This is a genomic window from Hymenobacter defluvii (genome assembly GCF_017589435.1).
In the GTDB taxonomy this organism is placed as follows: domain Bacteria; phylum Bacteroidota; class Bacteroidia; order Cytophagales; family Hymenobacteraceae; genus Hymenobacter; species Hymenobacter profundi.
Genome location: NZ_JAGETX010000013.1, coordinates 15,226 through 35,657, shown reverse-complemented (window position 1 = coordinate 35,657; position 20,432 = coordinate 15,226). Strand labels below are relative to the sequence as shown.

20 protein-coding genes are annotated in these 20,432 nt (G+C 54.9%); 7 read left to right on the top strand and 13 right to left on the bottom strand.

The window, feature by feature from the left end:
* Nucleotide 1 precedes the first annotated feature (1 nt).
* Complete coding sequence (locus J4D97_RS17795; protein ID WP_208308755.1) at nt 2–829, bottom strand: hypothetical protein; 828 nt, start codon at nt 827–829, stop codon at nt 2–4.
* On the opposite strand from J4D97_RS17795, the gene J4D97_RS17790 reads away from it, so the two are divergent.
* The 5 genes from J4D97_RS17790 to J4D97_RS17770 all read left to right on the top strand — a co-directional run bounded on the left by J4D97_RS17790 (nt 776) and on the right by J4D97_RS17770 (nt 8,143).
* Nucleotides 776–1,600 (top strand): WbqC family protein, encoded by an 825-nt coding sequence (locus tag J4D97_RS17790; protein WP_208308754.1) that lies wholly within the window; start codon nt 776–778, stop codon nt 1,598–1,600. The genes J4D97_RS17795 and J4D97_RS17790 overlap by 54 nt on opposite strands.
* A 124-nt stretch (nt 1,601–1,724) precedes the next feature.
* Nucleotides 1,725–4,331: an ATP-dependent Clp protease ATP-binding subunit gene (locus J4D97_RS17785; RefSeq protein ID WP_208308753.1), complete on the top strand. Its 2,607-nt coding sequence runs from the start codon at nt 1,725–1,727 to the stop codon at nt 4,329–4,331.
* 180 nt (nt 4,332–4,511) lie between these two features.
* Nucleotides 4,512–6,077 carry an acyl-CoA carboxylase subunit beta gene (locus J4D97_RS17780; protein ID WP_208308752.1) on the top strand — a complete coding sequence of 522 codons (1,566 nt, stop codon included), beginning with the start codon at nt 4,512–4,514 and terminating at the stop codon, nt 6,075–6,077.
* Between the two features lie 116 nt (nt 6,078–6,193).
* The gene (locus J4D97_RS17775; protein ID WP_208308751.1) at nt 6,194–7,264 is read left to right on the top strand and encodes a M42 family metallopeptidase; all 1,071 of its coding nucleotides are present in this window, start codon (nt 6,194–6,196) and stop codon (nt 7,262–7,264) included.
* A 69-nt stretch (nt 7,265–7,333) separates the two neighbouring features.
* Nucleotides 7,334–8,143: a helical backbone metal receptor gene (locus J4D97_RS17770; RefSeq protein ID WP_208308750.1), complete on the top strand. Its 810-nt coding sequence runs from the start codon at nt 7,334–7,336 to the stop codon at nt 8,141–8,143.
* A 129-nt stretch (nt 8,144–8,272) separates the two neighbouring features.
* On the opposite strand, the gene J4D97_RS17765 is transcribed toward J4D97_RS17770, so the two are convergent.
* A complete protein-coding gene (locus tag J4D97_RS17765) occupies nt 8,273–8,809 on the bottom strand; it encodes a hypothetical protein (protein WP_185282744.1) in 537 nt (178 codons plus the stop codon).
* 204 nt (nt 8,810–9,013) lie between these two features.
* Here J4D97_RS17765 and J4D97_RS17760 point away from each other — a divergent pair, with 204 nt between their 5' ends.
* Entirely contained in the window at nt 9,014–9,367 is a 354-nt protein-coding gene (locus J4D97_RS17760; RefSeq protein ID WP_185282743.1) for a HesB/IscA family protein, read from the top strand.
* Between the two features lie 67 nt (nt 9,368–9,434).
* On the opposite strand, the gene J4D97_RS17755 is transcribed toward J4D97_RS17760, so the two are convergent.
* The 8 genes from J4D97_RS17755 to J4D97_RS17720 all read right to left on the bottom strand — a co-directional run bounded on the left by J4D97_RS17755 (nt 9,435) and on the right by J4D97_RS17720 (nt 17,322).
* The gene (locus tag J4D97_RS17755) at nt 9,435–10,787 is read right to left on the bottom strand and encodes a DUF2254 domain-containing protein (protein ID WP_208308749.1); all 1,353 of its coding nucleotides are present in this window, start codon (nt 10,785–10,787) and stop codon (nt 9,435–9,437) included.
* A 72-nt stretch (nt 10,788–10,859) separates the two neighbouring features.
* Nucleotides 10,860–11,729 carry a ChaN family lipoprotein gene (locus J4D97_RS17750; RefSeq protein WP_208308748.1) on the bottom strand — a complete coding sequence of 290 codons (870 nt, stop codon included), beginning with the start codon at nt 11,727–11,729 and terminating at the stop codon, nt 10,860–10,862.
* A gap of 124 nt (nt 11,730–11,853) precedes the next feature.
* Entirely contained in the window at nt 11,854–13,236 is a 1,383-nt protein-coding gene (locus J4D97_RS17745) for an ABC transporter permease (RefSeq protein WP_208308747.1), read from the bottom strand.
* A gap of 15 nt (nt 13,237–13,251) precedes the next feature.
* Nucleotides 13,252–14,199 carry an ABC transporter ATP-binding protein gene (locus tag J4D97_RS17740; protein WP_208308746.1) on the bottom strand — a complete coding sequence of 316 codons (948 nt, stop codon included), beginning with the start codon at nt 14,197–14,199 and terminating at the stop codon, nt 13,252–13,254.
* A gap of 43 nt (nt 14,200–14,242) precedes the next feature.
* Nucleotides 14,243–14,779: a hypothetical protein gene (locus J4D97_RS17735; protein ID WP_208308745.1), complete on the bottom strand. Its 537-nt coding sequence runs from the start codon at nt 14,777–14,779 to the stop codon at nt 14,243–14,245.
* Nucleotides 14,780–14,868: 89 nt separating this feature from the next.
* Nucleotides 14,869–15,375 (bottom strand): RNA polymerase sigma factor, encoded by a 507-nt coding sequence (locus tag J4D97_RS17730; RefSeq protein WP_208308744.1) that lies wholly within the window; start codon nt 15,373–15,375, stop codon nt 14,869–14,871.
* A gap of 158 nt (nt 15,376–15,533) precedes the next feature.
* Nucleotides 15,534–16,673, bottom strand: coding sequence for a molecular chaperone DnaJ (gene dnaJ, locus J4D97_RS17725; RefSeq protein WP_185282736.1), 1,140 nt, complete (start codon nt 16,671–16,673; stop codon nt 15,534–15,536).
* A 109-nt stretch (nt 16,674–16,782) separates the two neighbouring features.
* The gene (locus J4D97_RS17720; protein ID WP_208308743.1) at nt 16,783–17,322 is read right to left on the bottom strand and encodes a nucleotide exchange factor GrpE; all 540 of its coding nucleotides are present in this window, start codon (nt 17,320–17,322) and stop codon (nt 16,783–16,785) included.
* Between the two features lie 179 nt (nt 17,323–17,501).
* Here J4D97_RS17720 and J4D97_RS17715 point away from each other — a divergent pair, with 179 nt between their 5' ends.
* Complete coding sequence (locus J4D97_RS17715; protein ID WP_208308742.1) at nt 17,502–17,822, top strand: hypothetical protein; 321 nt, start codon at nt 17,502–17,504, stop codon at nt 17,820–17,822.
* Between the two features lie 23 nt (nt 17,823–17,845).
* On the opposite strand, the gene obgE is transcribed toward J4D97_RS17715, so the two are convergent.
* From obgE to hpt, 3 genes are all read right to left on the bottom strand, one after another.
* Nucleotides 17,846–18,844: a GTPase ObgE gene (obgE, locus tag J4D97_RS17710; RefSeq protein WP_208308741.1), complete on the bottom strand. Its 999-nt coding sequence runs from the start codon at nt 18,842–18,844 to the stop codon at nt 17,846–17,848.
* Nucleotides 18,845–19,059: 215 nt separating this feature from the next.
* A complete protein-coding gene (locus J4D97_RS17705; RefSeq protein WP_208308740.1) occupies nt 19,060–19,680 on the bottom strand; it encodes an adenylate kinase in 621 nt (206 codons plus the stop codon).
* A gap of 87 nt (nt 19,681–19,767) precedes the next feature.
* Nucleotides 19,768–20,307: a hypoxanthine phosphoribosyltransferase gene (gene hpt, locus J4D97_RS17700; protein WP_208308739.1), complete on the bottom strand. Its 540-nt coding sequence runs from the start codon at nt 20,305–20,307 to the stop codon at nt 19,768–19,770.
* Between the last annotated feature and the right edge of the window lie 125 nt (nt 20,308–20,432).

Genomic DNA, 20,432 nt, shown 5'->3' with positions numbered 1-20,432 from the left:
GTTAGTTGGTAGCGCCAGCGGGCGCGTAGTCTTCCATGTCGCGAGTCAGTACAGTGCTCTGCGTGGTAAGCAGCTGGTTTTTCGCGTCGCGAATTTCAATAGTGAAAATATATTGCCCGCTGGGAAGCGGCCCAAGAGGCAACTCGCCGGCAATGGTGGTAGGCTTGCCTTGCGCAGCCTGCTCGAGCGTAGTCTCGGCTTCGGCAGCGCCACCTTCATCGGAGGCAATGCGGTAGCGCACTTTAAGGGACTGCCCGGCAGGTGCTTGGTAGAGTTCGGCATAAAAGAAAATCTGGCTGGCGCCACGCCCGTAATAGCCGCCTGGCGCTCGCGACAGCCGCAACCCACCCCGCGCAAAGTTGTCTTGTGCGCTTGATTTCGCAGCTGGCCGCGCCAATAGCACAATATCACTCAGAAAAGCCCCTTTACCATCTGATTTCAGCGTGAGGGAACGGTCAACTGTAGTTTCGTTACCTGCTTTGTACTGGTCGCGTAGGCGAGCGCGCACCGTGTACTGGCCGTCGGGTAGGGCCACACGCTTCTGGAAGCTGATAGGACTTTTAATGGCGGCTGTGGTGTCACTGAGTACCGGCGGTTTCAGCGTCACGGTTTCCTGGTAGGCGGTCTGGCCGTCGGCTTTCAGGATTTCCAGCGTGAGCACGGCCGCCGCCTGAAACGTTTTGGGCGCCCGGCGCAGGTAGGTCAGCCCTGTACCCGACACGGTGGCGTACAGCTCCACCACCGAGCCTTTCACGGTGCGGTCTTCGTTGCGAAAATGCGCTACATCGAGCAGCAGTTGGGGCGTGGCGGCCTGCACAGTGGCCGTCAAAAGGACAAAAAAGAAGCTGAGGAGAATACGCATCGTGTCAGTTTGGCGGGTAAAGGTAGCCGGTTCGGGGCTGGTTGGATTGTTGAACAACAAAAGTCTGCGGCTTCGTGCCCTACCCTACTCAACAAGTTAGCCAGTTCGCCCGTGGTCATTTTCGAGTCGCAGTACAACCCGCCCATTGCCTTCTTTGCCGAGCTGGTAGGGCAGGACACGCTGCTGCTGGAGGCCCATGACCACTACCGCAAACAGACCTACCGCAACCGCTGCCTGATCCTGACGGCCCAAGGGGTGAAACCGCTTACAGTGCCAGTGGTAGACGGCAACCGAAGTGAGAAAATTGCCACCTCGGCCATTGAAATCGACTATCGGCAGAACTGGGTGCACCAGCACTGGCGCACGCTGCAAACTGCATATGGCGGCACACCGTATTTTGAGTATTACGCCGATTATCTGCATGACATCTACTACCAGCGCCCTACCCTACTTTTTGACCTAAACACACAGCTACTGCGTTTTTACCTGCGCTCCTTGCGCTTGCGACTTCACGTAGAACTCACGCAAGAATACATTTCTTCTCATCCGGTTACATCGGACAGCGCCTTGCTTGACCGTCGTGACTGGCTGACGCCCAAAGCCGCTGTGGCAGACCAACCTGACAGGACGTCGGGCCCTGCCTACCCCCAGACCTTTGGCGTACAATTTGTACCCAATCTAAGTATCCTGGACCTGTTGTTTATGCAAGGTCCAGCCGCCGGCGCCTTTCTTACGTAAGGTCAAATACGGCTAGTAGAACCTTCGCCCGAGCTTATCTGTTTTCAGGTACAATCGGCCTAATCCGTGCCCTGATCTCACTCGTGGGCTTGCGGGGTTCCGTTTTTCTTTATTACTTATCTGCATGGAAGCTAAATTCTCAAACCGAGTCAAGGAAGTGATTTCCCTGAGCCGGGAAGAAGCCATCCGGCTCGGTCACGACTATATCGGAACCGAACATCTATTGCTGGGCATGATTCGCGAAGGGGAAGGCACTGCCATTGGGCTGCTCAAGAAATTGGGTGTCTCGGTGGAAGAGCTAAAGTATGCCCTGGAACAAGCTACCCGTAATACGGCTACGCAGGGCACGAGCATTACTGGCTCTATCCCGCTGACGAAACAGACTGAAAAAGTCCTAAAAATCACCTATCTGGAGGCGAAAATCTTCAAGAGCGAAATCATCGGCACTGAACATTTGCTGCTGTCGATTTTGCGCGATGAGGACAACATCTCGTCCCAGATTCTCAGCAAATTCAACGTGAACTACGAATCTGTACGTGACTCGCTGGACTATCACGGTGCCGCGAGCAACAACCCCACCAACGGCCCCGAAGCCGATGACGACGACAACGACCGTCTGTTTGGCGGTGGCCAGGGCCGTGGTGGCTCTGGGGCCGCCCCCAAGAAAGGCAACGAGAAGTCGCGTACGCCTGTGCTCGACAACTTTGGCCGCGACCTGACCAAGCTCGCTGAAGAAGACAAGCTCGACCCGATTGTGGGCCGCGAGAAGGAGATTGAGCGCGTAGCCCAAATCCTGTCGCGCCGCAAGAAGAACAACCCGATCCTGATTGGTGAGCCTGGTGTTGGCAAAACGGCCATTGCGGAGGGCTTGGCTCTGCGCATCATCCAGAAGAAAGTGTCGCGCGTGCTGTTCAACAAGCGCGTGGTAACGCTGGATCTGGCGTCGCTGGTAGCGGGTACCAAGTACCGCGGACAGTTTGAGGAGCGCATGAAGGCCGTGATGAACGAGCTGGAAAAGTCACCCGATGTGATTCTGTTCATTGACGAGTTGCACACGATTGTGGGTGCCGGTGGGGCTTCGGGCTCATTGGATGCCAGCAATATGTTCAAGCCGGCTTTGGCCCGCGGCGAAATTCAATGCATCGGCGCTACTACCTTGGACGAGTACCGTCAGTACATCGAGAAGGATGGTGCCTTGGCTCGTCGTTTCCAGATGGTAATGGTAGATCCTACCACACCCGAGGAAACCATCGAAATCCTGCACAACATCAAGGACAAGTATCAGGACCACCACCACGTGGTGTATACTGATAAGGCTATTGAGCAGTGCGTGAAGCTGTCGGACCGCTACATGTCGGACCGTTTCCTACCTGACAAGGCCATTGATATTCTGGACGAAGCCGGTGCCCGCGTGCATATCAACAACATCGTGGTGCCTGAGGATATTCTCAAGCTCGAAGAGCAGATTGAGAACATCAAAGGCGAGAAGAACCGCGTGGTGAAGTCACAGAAATACGAGGAAGCCGCCAAGCTCCGCGACACGGAAAAGAAGCTGATTGACCAACTCGAGCAGGCCAAAAAGGACTGGGAAGAGGAGACCAAGAAGAAGCGTTACACTGTGAAAGAGGAGAACGTGGCTGAGGTTATCGCCATGATGACCGGCATCCCCGTATCCCGCGTAGCTCAGAACGAAAGCGCTAAGCTGCTCAACATGGGTGAGGAGCTGAAGGGTAAGGTAATTGGTCAGGACAAGGCCATTGCTCAGCTTGTGAAAGCCATCCAGCGTACCCGTGTAGGCTTGAAAGATCCGAAGAAGCCAATTGGCTCGTTCGTGTTCCTCGGCCCAACCGGGGTAGGTAAGACCGAACTGGCGAAGGTGCTAGCGAACTACCTCTTCGACAAAGAAGAGTCGCTGGTGCGCATCGACATGTCGGAATACATGGAGAAATTCAGCGTATCGCGCCTGGTAGGCGCGCCTCCCGGCTACGTAGGTTACGAAGAGGGCGGTCAGTTGACGGAGAAAATCCGCCGCAAGCCGTACTCGGTTGTCCTACTCGACGAGATTGAGAAGGCGCACCCCGACGTATACAACCTGTTATTGCAGGTACTGGACGACGGTATCCTGACTGACGGTTTGGGCCGCAAGGTGGACTTCCGGAACACCATCATCATTATGACCTCGAACATCGGGGCACGTGATCTGGCGGACTTCGGGGTAGGCATCGGTTTCGGCACGAAAGCCCGCACCGAGAACCTAGACGAGATTACGAAAGGCACTATCACCAACGCCTTGCGTAAAACGTTCTCACCAGAGTTCCTCAACCGTTTGGACGACGTGATTGTCTTCAACTCGCTAGAGAAGAAAGACATCCACCAGATCATCGACATTTCGCTGTCGAAGCTGCTGTCGCGTATCCAGTCGTTGGGCTACCGTGTAGAATTGACTGAGGCTGCCAAGGATTTTGTAGCCGACAAAGGATATGATCCGAAGTACGGTGCTCGTCCGCTGAACCGGGCCATCCAGAAGTACATCGAAGACCCGATTGCGGAGGAAATCCTGAAGGCGCAAATCGCCCACGGTGACGTTATCACGGCTGACTATACGGAAGGTGCTGAAGAGCTGACCTTCTCCGTCAGCAAGAGCGGCGAAGCTCCTGACTTGCCAAGCGACGAGCGCCCGGAAGAAACTCCGGCCCCGGACGACGCTTCGGATAAGAAGAAAGACAAGTAAGTCATATGGTGTACAAAAAGACAGGCCGTTTCCGTGAGGAAGCGGCCTGTCTTTTTATTTTCTCTGTGTTTATCAATCAATTACACAAGATTTACCACAAGCATAAAGCCGCCCCAAATTCTGGTGCGGCTTTTTTTGTTTCCTGCCTTACCTTTGAAGTTCACCCCCTACCCCACCCGCATGACCGACCCACACGCCAATGCCCACCGCACCAAGCTAGAAATACTCGAAGCCAAGAATGCCGAAGCCCTACTCGGTGGCGGTCAGGCCCGCATCGATGCCCAGCACAAAAAAGGAAAGCTCACAGCCCGCGAACGGCTGGACTTACTGCTCGACGAAGGCTCGTTTGAGGAAATCGGGAAGTTTGTGATGCACCGCTCCAAGGATTTTGGGCTAGATAAGGAGTACTACCTCGGCGACGGTGTAGTAACCGGCTACGGCACCGTAAACGGCCGACTCGTGTACGTTTTCTCCCAGGATTTCACGGTGTTCGGCGGCTCGTTGAGCGAGACCCACGCCGAGAAAATCGTGAAGATTATGGACTTGGCCATGAAGAACGGCGCACCTGTTATCGGGCTGAACGACTCGGGCGGGGCGCGTATTCAGGAAGGGGTAGTGAGTCTGGGCGGCTATGCTGACATCTTCTATAAGAATACCCTAGCCTCGGGGGTAGTGCCCCAGCTTTCGGCCGTGATGGGACCGTGCGCGGGAGGTGCGGTGTACTCGCCGGCCATTACGGACTTTATTCTGATGGTGGAGGACACAAGCTATATGTTCGTGACCGGCCCCAACGTGGTGAAAACCGTGACCCATGAGACCGTGACCAGCGAAGAATTGGGCGGCGCCAGCACGCACTCCATCAAGAGCGGCGTCACGCACTTCACGGCGCCCAACGAGGTAGCCTGCATTCAGCAACTCAAGCAACTGCTGAGCTACATGCCGCAAAACTGTGAGGAGACTGCACCTGTCCTACCCTACACCCCGGCCAACGAGCAGCGCCCGGCCCTGGATACACTCATCCCCGATAATCCAAACCAGCCCTACGACATTCGGGAGGTGGTAGAAGGCATCGTAGATGCCAATTCCTTTCTGGAAGTGCATCAGAATTTTGCTGAGAACATTGTGGTGGGCTTTGCCCGACTGGCCGGCCGCAGCATCGGCATTGTGGGCAACCAACCGGCCGTACTGGCGGGCGTGCTCGACATCAACGCCAGTACCAAAGCCGCGCGGTTTGTGCGGTTCTGCGACGCGTTTAATATTCCGCTGCTGGTGCTGGAAGACGTACCCGGTTTCCTACCCGGCACCGACCAAGAGTGGCGCGGCATCATCACCAACGGCGCTAAGTTGCTGTATGCTTTCTGCGAAGCCACCGTGCCCCGCGTGACGGTCATTACGCGCAAAGCCTATGGCGGTGCCTACGATGTGATGAACAGCAAGCACATTGGTGCCGATTTAAACTATGCTTGGCCTACTGCCGAAATTGCGGTGATGGGCGCCAAGGGAGCCGCCGAAATTATCTTTAAGCGTGAAATCGCGGAGGCCGAAGACCCCGAAGCCAAGCTCCAGGAAAAGGTAGACGACTACCAACAAAAATTTGCCACGCCCTACCGCGCCGCTCACCGTGGCTTCGTAGATGAGGTTATCCTACCCTCGCAAACCCGTCAGAAACTGATACGAGCGTTTAAGATGTTGGAAAACAAAGTCGATCAATTACCCCGGAAAAAACACGGTAATATCCCACTGTAAGTTTTTGTACGAAGTCGCAAGCGATGTAAAAACGAATTGCATAGAGCTTTTTACACGCAGACTTCGTAGGTGCTTCTCGCGAACGTTACTCTCTGTGCGAAAAATATTCTTCTTATATGCGTCCCGAATCTTTCGATTTTCTTCAGAAATACCTCAACAATGCCTCCCCTACCGGTTTCGAAAAGGAAGGCCAGAAATTATGGCTTGACTACGTACGACCTTACGTGGATGACTACCTAATCGACACCTACGGCACGGTGGTGGGCATTATCAACCCCGAAGCCAAGTACAAAGTAGTCATTGAGGCCCACGCCGACGAAATCAGCTACTTCGTCAACTTCATCACCGAATCGGGCTTCTTATACCTGCGTAAAAACGGCGGTTCCGACCCGCTAGTAGCGCCCAGCAAACGCGTGAACATCCACACGGCCAAGGGCATTGTGAAGGCCGTGTTCGGCTGGCCGGCCATCCACGTGCGCAAGGTGGACCAAGACAAGGCTCCTACCATGGAAACCGTGTACCTCGATTGCGGTGCGTCGAGCAAGGAAGAAGTGGAAGCGATGGGCATTCATGTGGGCTCCGTCGTCACCTTCGAAGACGAGTTCATGGTGATGAACGACAAGTACTACGTGGGCCGGGCGCTCGACAACCGCGTGGGCGGTTTCATGATTGCCGAGGTAGCGCGTCGCCTGAAGGAAGAAGGCAAAACCCTACCCTTCGGCCTGTACGTGGTGAATTCGGTGCAGGAGGAAATTGGGCTGCGTGGGGCTGAAATGATTGCCCACCGCTTGCAACCCGATGTGGCCATCATCACCGATGTGACCCACGACACGCAGTCGCCGATGTACGAAAAAAAGACGTCCGGCGACTTATTCTGCGGCCGTGGGCCGGTGGTTACCTATGGTCCGGCCGTGCAAAACAACCTGCGTGACCTCATCATTGAGACAGCGCAGCAGGCAGAAATACCGTTCCAGCGGGCGGCCGCTACCCGCGCCACTGGCACTGATACCGATGCCTTTGCTTACGCCGGCATGGGCGTGGCCGCAGCGCTTATCTCCCTACCTCTCAAGTACATGCACACCACAGTAGAAACCGTGCACAAAGACGACGTAGAAAACGTGATTAAGCTGATCTACGAAACCGTGCTGCGCATTGAGGACGGCCACGATTTCCGGTACTTCAAATAAACCCACGTTTTCTTATTTTTTAATGGGCTGCTGTTCTACACAAACGTAGAGCAGCAGCCCGTCTTGCTTATGCAGCTTCCTTCTATATCCTCCCTACCCCTCACAGTCACCGATCAGCTAGGTCGGCGCGTGGTGGTACCTTTTCCGCCGCAACGCATTGTGTCACTGGTGCCTTCGCAGACGGAATTGTTGTTTGACTTGGGACTAAGTGAGCGAGTGGTGGGCGTCACGAAGTTTTGCATCCATCCGGCCGACGCGCGACAGTCGGCTGTGGTTATCGGGGGCACTAAGAACTTCGATTTTGAGAAGATTGCGACCCTACAACCCGATTTAATTCTGGGTAACAAAGAAGAGAACTACCAGGAAGGTATAGAACAATTAGCGGCATCCTACCCTGTATGGATCAGTGACATTGCCACACTGCCCGACGCGCTTGTAATGATTCGGCAAGTAGGCCTGCTTACGGGCACTGCCGTCCGTGCCAACGTGCTGGCCATCGAAATTGAGAATTCCTTTGCCACGTTATCTGCCGCGCAGCCACCGCTACCTACTGCTTATTTTATTTGGCGCAAACCTTATATGGTGGCCGCTGCCGATACGTTTATCAACGACATGTTGCACCGTGCCGGCTTCGAGAATGTATTTGCCGATCAGCAGCGCTACCCTGAGATTACGCCAGCGCAACTAGCCGCCGCGCAGCCTCAGCAGATTTTGCTTTCTTCCGAGCCCTACCCTTTCCAGGAGAAACACCTAAAAGAGTTTCGGGAACTATGCCCAACGGCTACTGTGCGGCTCGTTGATGGGGAGCTGTTTAGCTGGTACGGCAGCCGGTTGCGGCACTCGGCGGCATATTTTCGGCAACTAGCTGCAAGCGCCTAATATGAAAAAATATGCATAAGAAAGAACGTCATGCTGAGCTTGTCGAAGCATCTCGCGTGCTGACCTAGATAGTATGTGTCGTCAGCACGCGAGATGCTTCGACAAGCTCAGCATGACGTTCTAAAACTTCTAAAACAACCCTATCGCCTCTTGCTTCACTACGTTCAGGGCCTGGGTAGTAGGGTCTACCTCGTCGGCAATGACGGTTTCGAGGACGCGCTTGGCCAGCTCTGTGCCGCGCAATTGCTGAGGTTGGGGTAGGGAATGATAGGCCTTGTTAATCATGGTGAGCACGTTTTCCTTGGCTTGCTTCACTTGTTGCCAGGCTTCGGAGCTCATGTAAAGCTGTTGGGAAAGGTTGTGCTCGTACTCGGCCCGAACTTCCTGGAGCAATAGGCGGTGGTAGTCGGGCGCCGATTGGCCGGCGCTGCTCAAGCGCACTAGCAGGTTGCTGGGCGTGATGCGCTCCAGGAACAGCACGATCCGCTCGTAGGCTTGCAAGCGCACGGGCAATACCTCTTTGCTGCTTTGCAGGCGTAGCTCAATCAGGCGGCGCTGTTGTTCTTTTTCGAAATACTGCTGAACAAGATAAAAAATAGAACCCGCCACCAGCAAGGCAGGCAGAATGATCTTCAGCAAATCAAAAATGTAAGCGGTAGTGTCCATACAAGGGAAAAGCGCCGGAAAGCGCCTCTGCGTAAAAAGAGAAAGGAAGGATGAAAGAGCGGTGTGGCCGTAGTGGGCCGCAAAGATATACGGTGAACCGTAGGGGATAGTAACGTGTTATACTATAACTTGATGAACTGCGCGCAAATAGTACTCTGCGCGGCGGTTTGTATCTTTGCCTTCTACATTATTTACCTCTGTCTTATGGCTACTGCTGTTTCGACCAAGCTTGCTCCCATCAGCCTCACTCCTCGCGCTCTGGAAGAGGTTCGTACCATTCTCCGCGATAAAAGCGTGCCCACCGAATACGGCCTGCGCGTGGGCGTACAGGGCGGCGGCTGCTCGGGCCTGAGCTACCTGCTGGGCTTTGATAAAGCCAAAGACGCCGACGAAACCTTCGACTTGGATGGCGTATTGCTCATCATGGATAAAAAGCACGCCATGTACGTGATGGGCATGGAAGTCGACTTCCAAGATGGCCTGAACGCTCGTGGCTTCGTGTTCAACAACCCTCAGGCCAAGAGCACCTGCGGCTGCGGCTCGTCGTTCTCGGCGTAGCCTTTTGCTTCCTATTCTTCGCGGCCCCTTGTCACGTGTAGTGGCAAGGGGCTTTTGCGTTGCTGGCCTAGGCTGGCAGCTTATCTAATAGCGGCGTATTCAGCAGCCGCAAGGCTTCGGCCTGCCGCGTACGCACCCGTTGCAGCTCATGCGTGTCAGTGAGGTTTTGCTCGGCCGTTTGCAGGGTTCGTTCGCACTGCCGGCGTATTATTTGCCGGCGCTTGAACGAGGACGTACGCCGTATAATGGTTTCAAATGCGGTGAGCGTACGCAGGTGCACAGCCACATTGTCGGCGCCGCTGCTACGAATCTGGTCGAAGGCGGTGGATACGTATTTGTCGAAATCCGGGCTGTTGGCGATAACGCGCACCCGGTCGCCGGCCGTACGCAGCGGGGAGCCCAACTGGCGGTTGGCCAGGTAGCTGATGAGCCCCCCTAAGTGGTCGATGCACATGATGGCCGTGGTGGTATCGTTGATACCCGGCGACAGTGCTTTCAACGCAATATCAACAATCTGGCGAATGCCGAAACCGGCATCCTGGTCCAGCGTGCGCTGGTGGCCAATGCTGAACTGATCGTTTAGGTGTTCGATTGTTTCCTCCGTTTCGGCTAGCGGCTGCTCATCACCCTGGTATAAGGCCACCGATACTAGAGGGTCGCCCATGGCCACAAAGCTACCGATGGTATGCTCCATACGGATGACGCCATCCTGCTTCTTGGCAAACTCCAGAATGGACTCGTTGTTGATGCCCTGTACGTAGCCGGTAGTGCGCGCCAAGATAGGATACCAGTGCAATCCGTCGGTGGTAGCCAGATCAGCCTTTTCTTCCGCATCGGCGGCCTCCCCCAGCGCGGTAGGAAACAGCTTCTGCATCGACTTATACGTTTCTTCCGAAGCCCCGGCAATAATGTTGGCTGCTTGTACGGATGAGGCAATGTGGTGAATAAAGAAAATCAGCATACCAATGCTCACCAAGGCCAGAAACAACCCAAATGCCACCGCCAACGACGGAATGAACTTGCCCTCGTCGCCCCCACGAATAGTGCGCAGCACCATCAGGCAATACACGAAGATGCCTACGAAAAAGCCCATCACCACCTGATTGGCCCGGTCGCGCATGAAGTTGCGCAGCAGCCGCGGCGTGTACTGGCTCGATACCTGCGCCAGGGTAGACAGCGTGAGGGAGAAAATGAGACCCGCCACCGTAATCATGGAGCTGGCAATAGCCGAGAGCATCCCGCGGGCTCCATCGGCGCCTGCCCCAAATAGCAAGGGGTACTCCGACACCCAATCGTGGCTGATGCCATCGTCAATCATCACCAGCCCATAGGCCAGTAGCATGGCTACGACCACCATCAGGGTAGGCACAAACCACAGGCTCGAATTGATATCAGACCACCATTGCTTTAACTTATTCATGCAGAAGTTAACTGCATTTTATACCGTTGAGTTGTGCGTATATTTTGGCTACGGTCTTCTACCCTTACCTATTCAATAGGTCTTTGTCATATCGGTGGGTACTACTACCACGTAGTCCGCTTTTTTCAGGTTATCCTTGTCCAGTTTTTGCAGTTGCTCCTGCGATACGGTGGAGATAGTCAGGATCTTTAGCTGCGGCGCGGCTTGGCGCAAGTACCACACAATACCGTCGTGGTTATCGGAGTGGTAGCTGCCATTGAAGTGCAGTAGCGTTTGGCCTGGCTGCCTGCTTTGACCAATAAAATGGGCCATGGTGGCATCTTTGAGTGCCTGCGCCTGAATGATGTTCTGCACACCAGCAGCGTGAGCCGCATCGCTCCCAAACATAGCCTGCATGTTCTTGTAGCCCGGCAACTCAAAATCGACGGTGATGGGTAGGGGCGCCAGCCATTGCTTCTCGGCAGAGGGTAGGGTATCGAGGATCGAGAGGCTGCCCTTGGCTACCTGCGAGGCGTAGCGACGTGGCACGTTGGTGCCAACCACGCGCAGCTTTTGCTGCCGGGCCAATTGCAGTAGCGGTTTGTAGTCGGTAGCATAATTGGGCCAGGGGCGGCTATCAGCCTCGAAGGCCTGGTCGGTTAGCTCGCCGGTGTTATACTGCTCTACTAAGGGCTGCACGTCGCGCTCAAACATTTCGAAGCCGAGCACCAGCTGACTTTTCTTGCGCTGGGCTAGGTCGCGGGCTACCTGCAATTCCAGCCAGTGCGCAATAGGGTCGTTGTGCTGCTCGCCAAACAGCACCACATCGGCCTGGGCCAGCTGGGCCAGCATTTTGTCGTAGTCGGCAGGCTTGCCGGCAGCCGTGAACAGGCGATAGGCGGGTTTGTCCTGGGCGTGTACAGCCGGAGCAACAAGTAATAGTAAGAAGAGTAAGACGCGCATAACTCAAAGATACGTCCTCCACTGCGTCCTCCGCGAAAACACTGCGTCCTCTGCGGGCTAAGTCGTTGCTACGATTTTAGCCCGCAGAGGACGCGGAGGGAAACGCAGAAAGCGCAGTGTTCTGCTACCCCTTATAAAACATCCACTTTGATAATTCGCGGTAGGTTACTTTTTTGCCGTACATCAGCACGCCTACCCGGTAGATGCGCGCCCCTACCCACACGGTACCTACAAACCCAATGGCTAGCAGCACCAGCGACAAGGCTAGCTGCCACGCCGGCACCCCAAAGGGTAGGCGAATGACCATGGCAATGGGCGAGGTAAACGGAATCATCGACATCCAGAAGGCCACCGGTCCATCGGGGTTGCGCAGAATCACGGATACGCCAATGATGTAGCTCAAGATCAAGGGCATGGTGATGGGAAACATGAATTGCTGGGTGTCCGTCTGGTCGTCTACGGCTGCGCCGATAGCACCGAATAACGCCCCATACAGCAAGTAGCCACCTAGAAAATAGGCTATGAAGCCAAACAGAATGGTGCCAATGGGTAGATCGGCTAGCACCTTGAAAACACCCGTACGCGCTGTCGTTGCCTGCTGCATGGCATCTTGGCTGTCGTTGGGTTGCGTTGTGGCTGAAGTACCAGCTGATACTGTGCTATCCGCAGTAGTCTGCGAGCTAGTGCCAGCTACCTCCGTTTTGGGCGCCGCAAACTTGTCCAGCACCACCGACCCTACTACCACCGATGCGCCCCACGAGAGCAGCCCCCACAGCAAAAACTGCGTGAGCCCTACGGCTGCAATGCCCACAATTTTGCCCATCATCAGCTGAAACGGCTTCACCGACGATAGCATCACTTCCATAATCCGGCTCGATTTCTCCTCCCCTACCCCGCGCATAATCTGCACGCCATAGATGAAGATGAACATGTAAATCAGTAGGGCCAACGCGTAGGAAATACCCGAGGTAGCCAGCGCGTTGCTACTTTTTTCCTTGCCTTCTTCATCCAGATTGATACTGGCTACATCTACGGAAGACCGTAGCGCATCCAGCTTTTCTTGTGATAAGCCAGCCCCGCGCAGCTTTTCCTCAGCCAGTATTTTATCCAGCGCGTCTTCTACGGCCTTTTGTTTGCGCAGGCTCACGTTGCCTTTCGCATACAATTGAATACCAGCATTTTGCTCCGGCGTGATGGTGACCGGTAGGTAGAGCAGCCCGCCATCATCCGATTTGCGGTATTCGCTCTTGGCTTGTTCCAATGGCCCTTGCACCGGAATAAATTGCATTCGCTCCGTTGATTTCAGGCGGCTGCCCAACCGGTCCGGGCTCTGGTCCAGCACCCGCACCACATCAATATCGTCGTTATCTGCCATGGCTACTTTGGCTATCAAAAAGCCAAAGCCCACAAATAGCACCGGCACCAGCAGGGTCAGGATCAGGAAGCTTTTCTTCCGGACGCGGGTCAAGTATTCGCGCTGTGCGACCAACCAAAATTTCGATTCCATTCTAATAACAGTAAGTTAGTTGCGGCTCTCTTCCAACTCCACCAGCGTTTCGGGCATGGTTTCGCGCACGCGCCGAATAAAGATTTCGTTGATGCTCGGAATCTGCTCCCGGAAAGCGTGCACCTCCACATTGCCGATAAGGTAGCGCAGCAAGTCGTTGGGCGTAGTGCCGGCATGCAGCCGGATGCGGTCCTGGAAGAAGCCGTTTTCGCGCTCTTTGTGCTCCAGCACCTCAAAATCGGGGTGCAACACCATCAATCGGCCCTTGCCCTCTACTACGTAGGTTTGAGTCTTGAAGGCGTCGCGGATGTCGGAAACGGTGCCATCCAGCACCTTGCGCGAGCGGTTGATCAGGGCAATGCTGTCGCACATTTCCTCCACCGACTCCATGCGGTGGGTAGAGAAAATGATGGTGGCCCCGCGCTGGCGCAACTCCAGAATTTCATCCTTGATGAGGTTGGCGTTGATGGGGTCGAAACCAGAGAACGGCTCGTCGAGGATGATTAGGGACGGTTCGTGCAGTACCGTGGCAATAAACTGCACCTTCTGCTGCATTCCCTTGCTCAGGTCTTCCACGTTTTTCTCCGCCCAGGGCTTGATATCGAAGCGCGTCAGCCAGTTCTTGATGCGCTGCGTGGCATCGGCCCTGCTCAGGCCGCGCAAGCGGGCCAGGTAGAGCAGTTGCTCGCCTACCTTCATCTTCTTGTAGAGGCCGCGCTCCTCGGGTAAGTAGCCAATCTGAGCAATGTGCTCGGGGTTCAGCTTCTGCCCCCGAAACCGGATTTCGCCCTCGTCGGCGGCCGTAATCTGCGTAATGATGCGAATAAGCGAGGTTTTGCCGGCGCCGTTGGGGCCGAGCAAACCAAAGATGCTACCATCTGGGATGGCCAAGCTCACGCCATCTAGTGCTGTATGCTGAGCGTAGGTCTTGCGTACGTTTAGTGCTTCAAGTATAGGTTGCACAGCTAGGAAGAAGAAAGGTTGACGCCGTAATATAGGAGGTTTACTATTCACTATGGTTTAACTCTCGCAGGGTAGCTTCCAGACGGTCGAGATGGCGGCCGTACAGATCTTGCAGCATCTGGCGGGCAACGCGCCGGGTGAAGCGGCTAACCACCACGGCTATTACACAACCTAGCCCTACCCCAACGAGTTGGATCAGTAACAATCGGCCGGAATACTGAGTTAGAGCCTTATACAACGCAAAGAAGAGGACGATGCCGAAGGTGCTAAACACCACCCACACACTGGAGCGGTAGGAAGCTTCTAGTATCTGCCGAATGCCTGCTACCTGCTGGGCCACGTGCGCGTGTATCGTAGCCCCTACCTCGCTCAGCCCTCGAATGCCGCTGAGCATGTGGCGGTGGTAGGAACCTAAACTCACCAGACTGATCAGAATAAGCCATATTAGCATAGTGCGCGTCTCAAGACTTTTCACATAAAAAAACCCGATGGTGCTACCCACCAGCAGCATCAAGGTGAAGCCTAATTCCCACCGGGCATTGCGCCGCAGCCGGCCAATCGAATTTTGCTTGGTTTCCATGAGCAGTTGTTCTAAAGTTTGTGCGTTATAAGATGTGGAAGTATTAGGAGCGGACTGTTGCCAGCGCCGGCGTAGCTCATCGAGTTCCATCAGGCGGGTTGCGTTAGAAGTTGACGAAGTTTTTCCTGCACGCGGTGCATTTTCACGCGCACGTTGTTCTGGGTGATGCCCAGGATATCAGCCATTTCCTCGTAAGTGCGCTCTTCTAAATAGAGCAGCACAAAGGCCTTATCGACATCAGAAAGGCGGTCGATGGCGCGGTACAATTGGTGCAGATCATCAGCATCGGGGCCGTCGGCGGGAGGTAGGGGCACGTCGGGCAGTTGCTCTGCAACGAGATGAGCAGAGGTAGGACGGCGACGGCGCTGGCGCAAGTCGCTGATGGCGACGTTCAGTGCCACCCGGTACAGCCACGTGCTAAGTTTCACGTCGGGACGGGGCTGGTAGCGCGGCCACGCCCGCCACAGTTGCCCTACTATTTCCTGGTACAAGTCCTGCTGGTCGTCGGCAGTGGCGCAGTACATGCGGCACACCCGCCGTAGCAGCGGCTGGTACTCGTTCAATAAAGCCAGGAAGTCGGGTGGCGCGGCGAGCATAGCAGACGATTTACTTTATTTATCGCCACGTCTCCTTAATCATTACAGCTTTCCGCGAAAAAGATTTTGCAGGAAGTATGCACAGCTAGAAAATACAAATGCCCGCCTCCTACTATGTAGAAGACGGGCATCCGTAGAATTAGTGCTACTCCGTGATTTTACTGGAAGTACTCCTTTACTTTCTCGAAGAAGCCTTTCTCGTTTTTACCAGGGTTCGGCGTGAAATTCTGCGCGTTGCGCAGTTTTTCGAGTAGCTCGCGTTCCTCGCCGTTCACGTTCTTAGGCGTCCACACATTCAGATGAATCAGCTGGTCGCCGCGGCCGTAGCCGTTGATGTCTTTGATGCCTTTGCCACGCAGGCGCAGGATTTTGCCCGGCTGCGTGCCTGGCTCTACCTTGATCTTCACTTTGCCTTCAATGGTAGGCACCTCCAGGTTGGCACCCAGAGCCGCATCTACGAAGGAAATGTATTGCTCAAACATGATGTTGTTGCCATCGCGCTTCAGCAGCTCGTGCGGCTCCTCTTCAATCTGAATCAGCAGGTCGCCAGGCACACCGCCGCGCTCGGGGAAGTTGCCTTTGCCACCCATCGAGAGTTGCATCCCCTCAGCTACACCCGCCGGAATGTTGATCGGAATAATCTCTTCCTGCAACTGGCGGCCTTCGCCGTGGCACACGTCGCACTTGCTGGTTACTACCTTTCCCTCGCCGTGGCAGGTAGGGCAGGTAGAAGCACTCACCATCTGGCCCAGCATGGTATTCACTACCCGCTTCACTTGGCCTTCGCCGTGGCAGGTAGCGCACTCGCGCAGGTCGGTGCCGTTTTTGGCGCCGGTACCCGAGCAGGTGTTGCAAGCGGTATAGCGCTTCACCTTGATCTTTTTCTCCACACCGTTGGCTACTTCCTCCAGATCCAGCTTCAGCTTGATGCGCAGGTTGGAGCCCTTCTTCACGCGTCGACCACCGCCGCGCTGGCCGCCTCCGAAGAAGCCCTCGAAGCCACCACCGCCGAAAATGTCGCCGAACTGGGAGAAGATGTCCTCCATGTTGGGGCCGCCGCCACTGGCGCCGCCTACCCCCTGGTGTCCAAACCGGTCGTAGCGGGCACGCTTATCCTGGTCCGACAGCACCTCGTAGGCCTCGGCAGCCTCCTTGAACTTGTCTTCAGCCGATGGGTCGTCGGGGTTTTTATCGGGGTGATACTTGATGGCTACTTTGCGGTAGGCCTTCTTAATCTCGTCCCCCGACGCCGTTTTCACGACGCCCAGTATTTCGTAGTAATCTCGCTTGGTTGCCATATTTCGTTAGTCGACCGGTGCGGTTTGCGCCGCCGGCTTGTTGCCGCAACAGCCACAAACGGGCAGAAGGTTTCAGTGCTCGTTTGTGGCGGTTGCAGATGCTCAGCAATTATTGACCCAGTACTACCTTGGCGTGGCGCAACACCTTGTCGCCTAAGTAGTAGCCCTTCTCTACCTCGTCCACTACCTTGCCTTTCAACTCCTCGCTGGGGGCCGGAATCTGGGTGATGGCCTCGTGCAGATCGGGGTCGAACGCACCGCCTTTGGTTTCCATAGGTGTCAGTCCCTTTTGTTGCAGGGTCTTCACCAATTTGTTATAAATAATGTCGATGCTCTCGCGAACAGCGGTAACGTCCGTCGAGTCTTTGGTGTAGGTATTAGCCCGCTCAAAATCGTCCATTACGGGTAGCAAAGCCACCATTAGCTCCTGACTAGCCGTCTTAAACAGCTCCTGGCGCTCCTTGGCCGTGCGACGCTTGTAGTTATCAAACTCAGCCGCTAAGCGCAGGTATTTGTCTTTCAGTTCCGCCAGCTCCGCATCGGTTTTCGGTGCTTCATCAACCGGAGCTGTTTCTGCCGTTTCGCCAGCAGTGGTAGCTTGGTCAGCCGTCAAGTTGTCGTCCTGGGGTTGTTGCTTATCGTCAGTCATTGGATGAAATAGTCGTCGGAAGGGGTTTTTCACTCAGTTTTAGCCAATTGGCAAGCACTCGGGCGCAAGGAGTTTGCCAAAGCGGTTTTGGCTGTCAGTTTGGCACAATCTCTCTTGAGTTATAGAACAGAGATAATTAGATATTCTTAAAGCAGCTACGTCCTAGGTATATTACACACATGAACGTCCATCTCACCCGGGACAGCGTTGCTATGAGCGACGATGTCGACGCTCCATACGATTTTCGATTTGTAGTGCCAGACAATACCTCGTTGGTTTCGCTGCTGTACATTGTGCGGCAGTTGTCTTATCTAGCCACAATTGCAGGTGGTAAGGCGACTTGGGTAGCTTCTGTAGATGGAAAAGCAGTGGCAGTACTCGCGCAACAGTGGCAAGAACCAGTGTTTCTAAGTACACCGGTACTTGACTTTAATGTAGCGCTGCACTTTGAGTACTATCAGCAGCAAGATCCTCAGGCAATAGTGGATGCACTATACTGAGGATCTTTGGTTGCGTTGAGGAATTAGTTCTTCTCGTGCAGCGCCTGCCAAATCATATCCTTCAGCTTCTGAATATTCTTATTCGTCAGGCTGGAAATGAACACCGTGGGCAAATCCGTAGGTAGCGTCTGCTGGATTTCCTTTTCTAATTCCTCATCCAGCATGTCGGATTTGGTGATGGCCAGCAGGCGCTTTTTCTCTAGTAGTTCGGGGTTAAACTGCTCTAGCTCTCCCAGCAGCACCTGATACTCGGCAGCAATGTCGGGGCTGTCGCAGCTGATCATGAACAGCAAGGTAGCGTTGCGCTCGATGTGGCGCAGGAAGCGCGTACCCAGACCTTTACCCTCGGCGGCGCCCTCAATAATGCCCGGAATATCGGCCATCACGAAGGATTGATAGTCGCGGTAGGCTACTACACCCAGGTTGGGCACGAGGGTAGTAAAGGCGTAATCGGCAATTTTCGGGCGGGCCGCCGACACTACCGAAAGCAAAGTGCTCTTGCCAGCGTTGGGTAGGCCTACCAGGCCCACGTCGGCCAGCAGCTTCAGTTCCAGGATAATCCACTCGTCGATGCCGGGCTCGCCGGGCTGCGCGTAGGTAGGTGCCTGGTTGGTGGCCGATTTGAAGTGGTCGTTGCCAAGGCCGCCGCGGCCGCCGGGCGTTAGGATCAGGCGCTGGCCATCCTCGGTGATTTCCAGGCGCTTCTCGCCGGTTTCGGCGTCGCGGGCCACGGTGCCTAGTGGCACCTGAATCACGATATCGTCGCCCTGGGCGCCGGTGCGTAGGTTTTCGCCGCCGTTTTCGCCTGGCTTGGCAATCAGGTGTTTCTGGTATTGCAGGTGCAGCAACGTCCAGAGTTGGGAGCTACCTTCCAAGATGATGTGGCCGCCTCGGCCACCATCGCCGCCATCGGGGCCGCCGTTGGGTAGGCCCTTGGCCCGGAAGAAGTGGTGCGAACCCGCCCCGCCCCTACCCGAGCGGCAGTTGATTTTAACGTAGTCGATGAAATTATTGGAAGCCACGGTTTTGAATTAAAAATTAAGAATTAAGAAGTAGGAATTATTGCATCCCACCTTCCTGATTCTTAATTGTGCTGTATAAAAAAGGCTGTCATCCTGAGCGCAGCGAAGGACCTTATCACGTGCGAACGAGTCGTTGGTACGATGGTCGTTTTGACGTGATAAGGTCCTTCGCTGCGCTCAGGATGACAGAGGGTTGCGAATTTAGAATCGCAAAGTTACGCTTTTACTTCGTCGGTGGCCTGCTGGCTCCCTTCGGAGGTAGGCTGGTGCTGGTCGACCACGGCGCAGATCTGCTGGAAGATATCTTCGATAGCGCCAATGCCGTTGAGGGCATGAAATTTATGCTGACTGGCGTAATAACCGGCTACTTGCGCGGTTTCGGTGTTGTACACCTGCACACGCTTGCGGATTTTTTCCTCGTTCTGGTCGTCGGGGCGGCCGCTGGTTTTGCCGCGCTCCAGCAGGCGCTTCACTAGCTCTTGCTCATCTACTTCCAGCGCTACCATGCACGACACGTGGGTGCTATGCTGGGCCAGTAGAGCATCGAGACTTTCGGCCTGTGGTACGGTGCGAGGAAAGCCGTCGAAAATGAAGCCACCAGATTGCACATTTTCTTTCAAAGCACTGTCGATCATACCGATTACCACTTCATCGGGCACCAGCAGGCCTTCGTCCATCAGCTTTTTGGCCTGTAGCCCCAGCACCGTACCCTGCGCAATCTGGGCGCGGAGCAGGTCGCCGGTGGAGAGGTGCACCAGGTTGTAGTGAGCAATTAGCTTTTGGCTTTGCGTTCCTTTGCCGGCGCCGGGCGGGCCGAAGAGCACGAGATTAAGCATGGGTAATGGTTTCGCAGATAGTGCAGAAGGTGAAAGAAAGTGGCAAGATAGGCAATCTGCCTTCAGCAACTCCGATTAATGCAGCAATTACACCGCTTTGTACACGTCGGGGTAGTTGCGGCCCAGCCCGTCGTAATCAAGCCCATAGCCCACAATAAAGTCATTGGGAATCGACAGGCCTACGTATTGCACCGCTAGCTCATGCTGCAAACATTCGGGCTTGAGAAACAACGTGGCTACCTCCAACGACGCCGGTTTTTTGGCCGCGATGGTATCCAGCAGCATCCGCATGGTGTGGCCCGTGTCCACAATATCTTCCAGGATAACCACGTGCCGATCAGCCAGTTCCTCATACAGTCCAAGTACTTCCTTAATGCTACCCGTACTGGCGGTACCCGCGTAAGACGCTACCCGAATAAACGTCACCTCGCAGTCGATGGTCACGTTTTTCAGCAAGTCGGCCGTGAACATGAACGCGCCGTTGAGCACCGATAGAAACAGAGGCTGCTTGCCGGCATAATCCTGGTTGAGGCGGGTGGCAAGCTGCTGAATGGCCTGAGCCAGTTCAGCGGCCGACAAATACGGAGCAAACTGCTTATTGTGCAGTGAAATAGTGGACGTAGGCATCCAGAAAGAGTTGAATCCTGTGCAAATGCGCTAGCAAAGGTAGGGGTTGAATGGTTGAGTGTTGAGTTTTAGCCGTTGAATTGAAACCGCTTGCTCCGCTGAGCGGAACCGGAAGCATAAGTCGA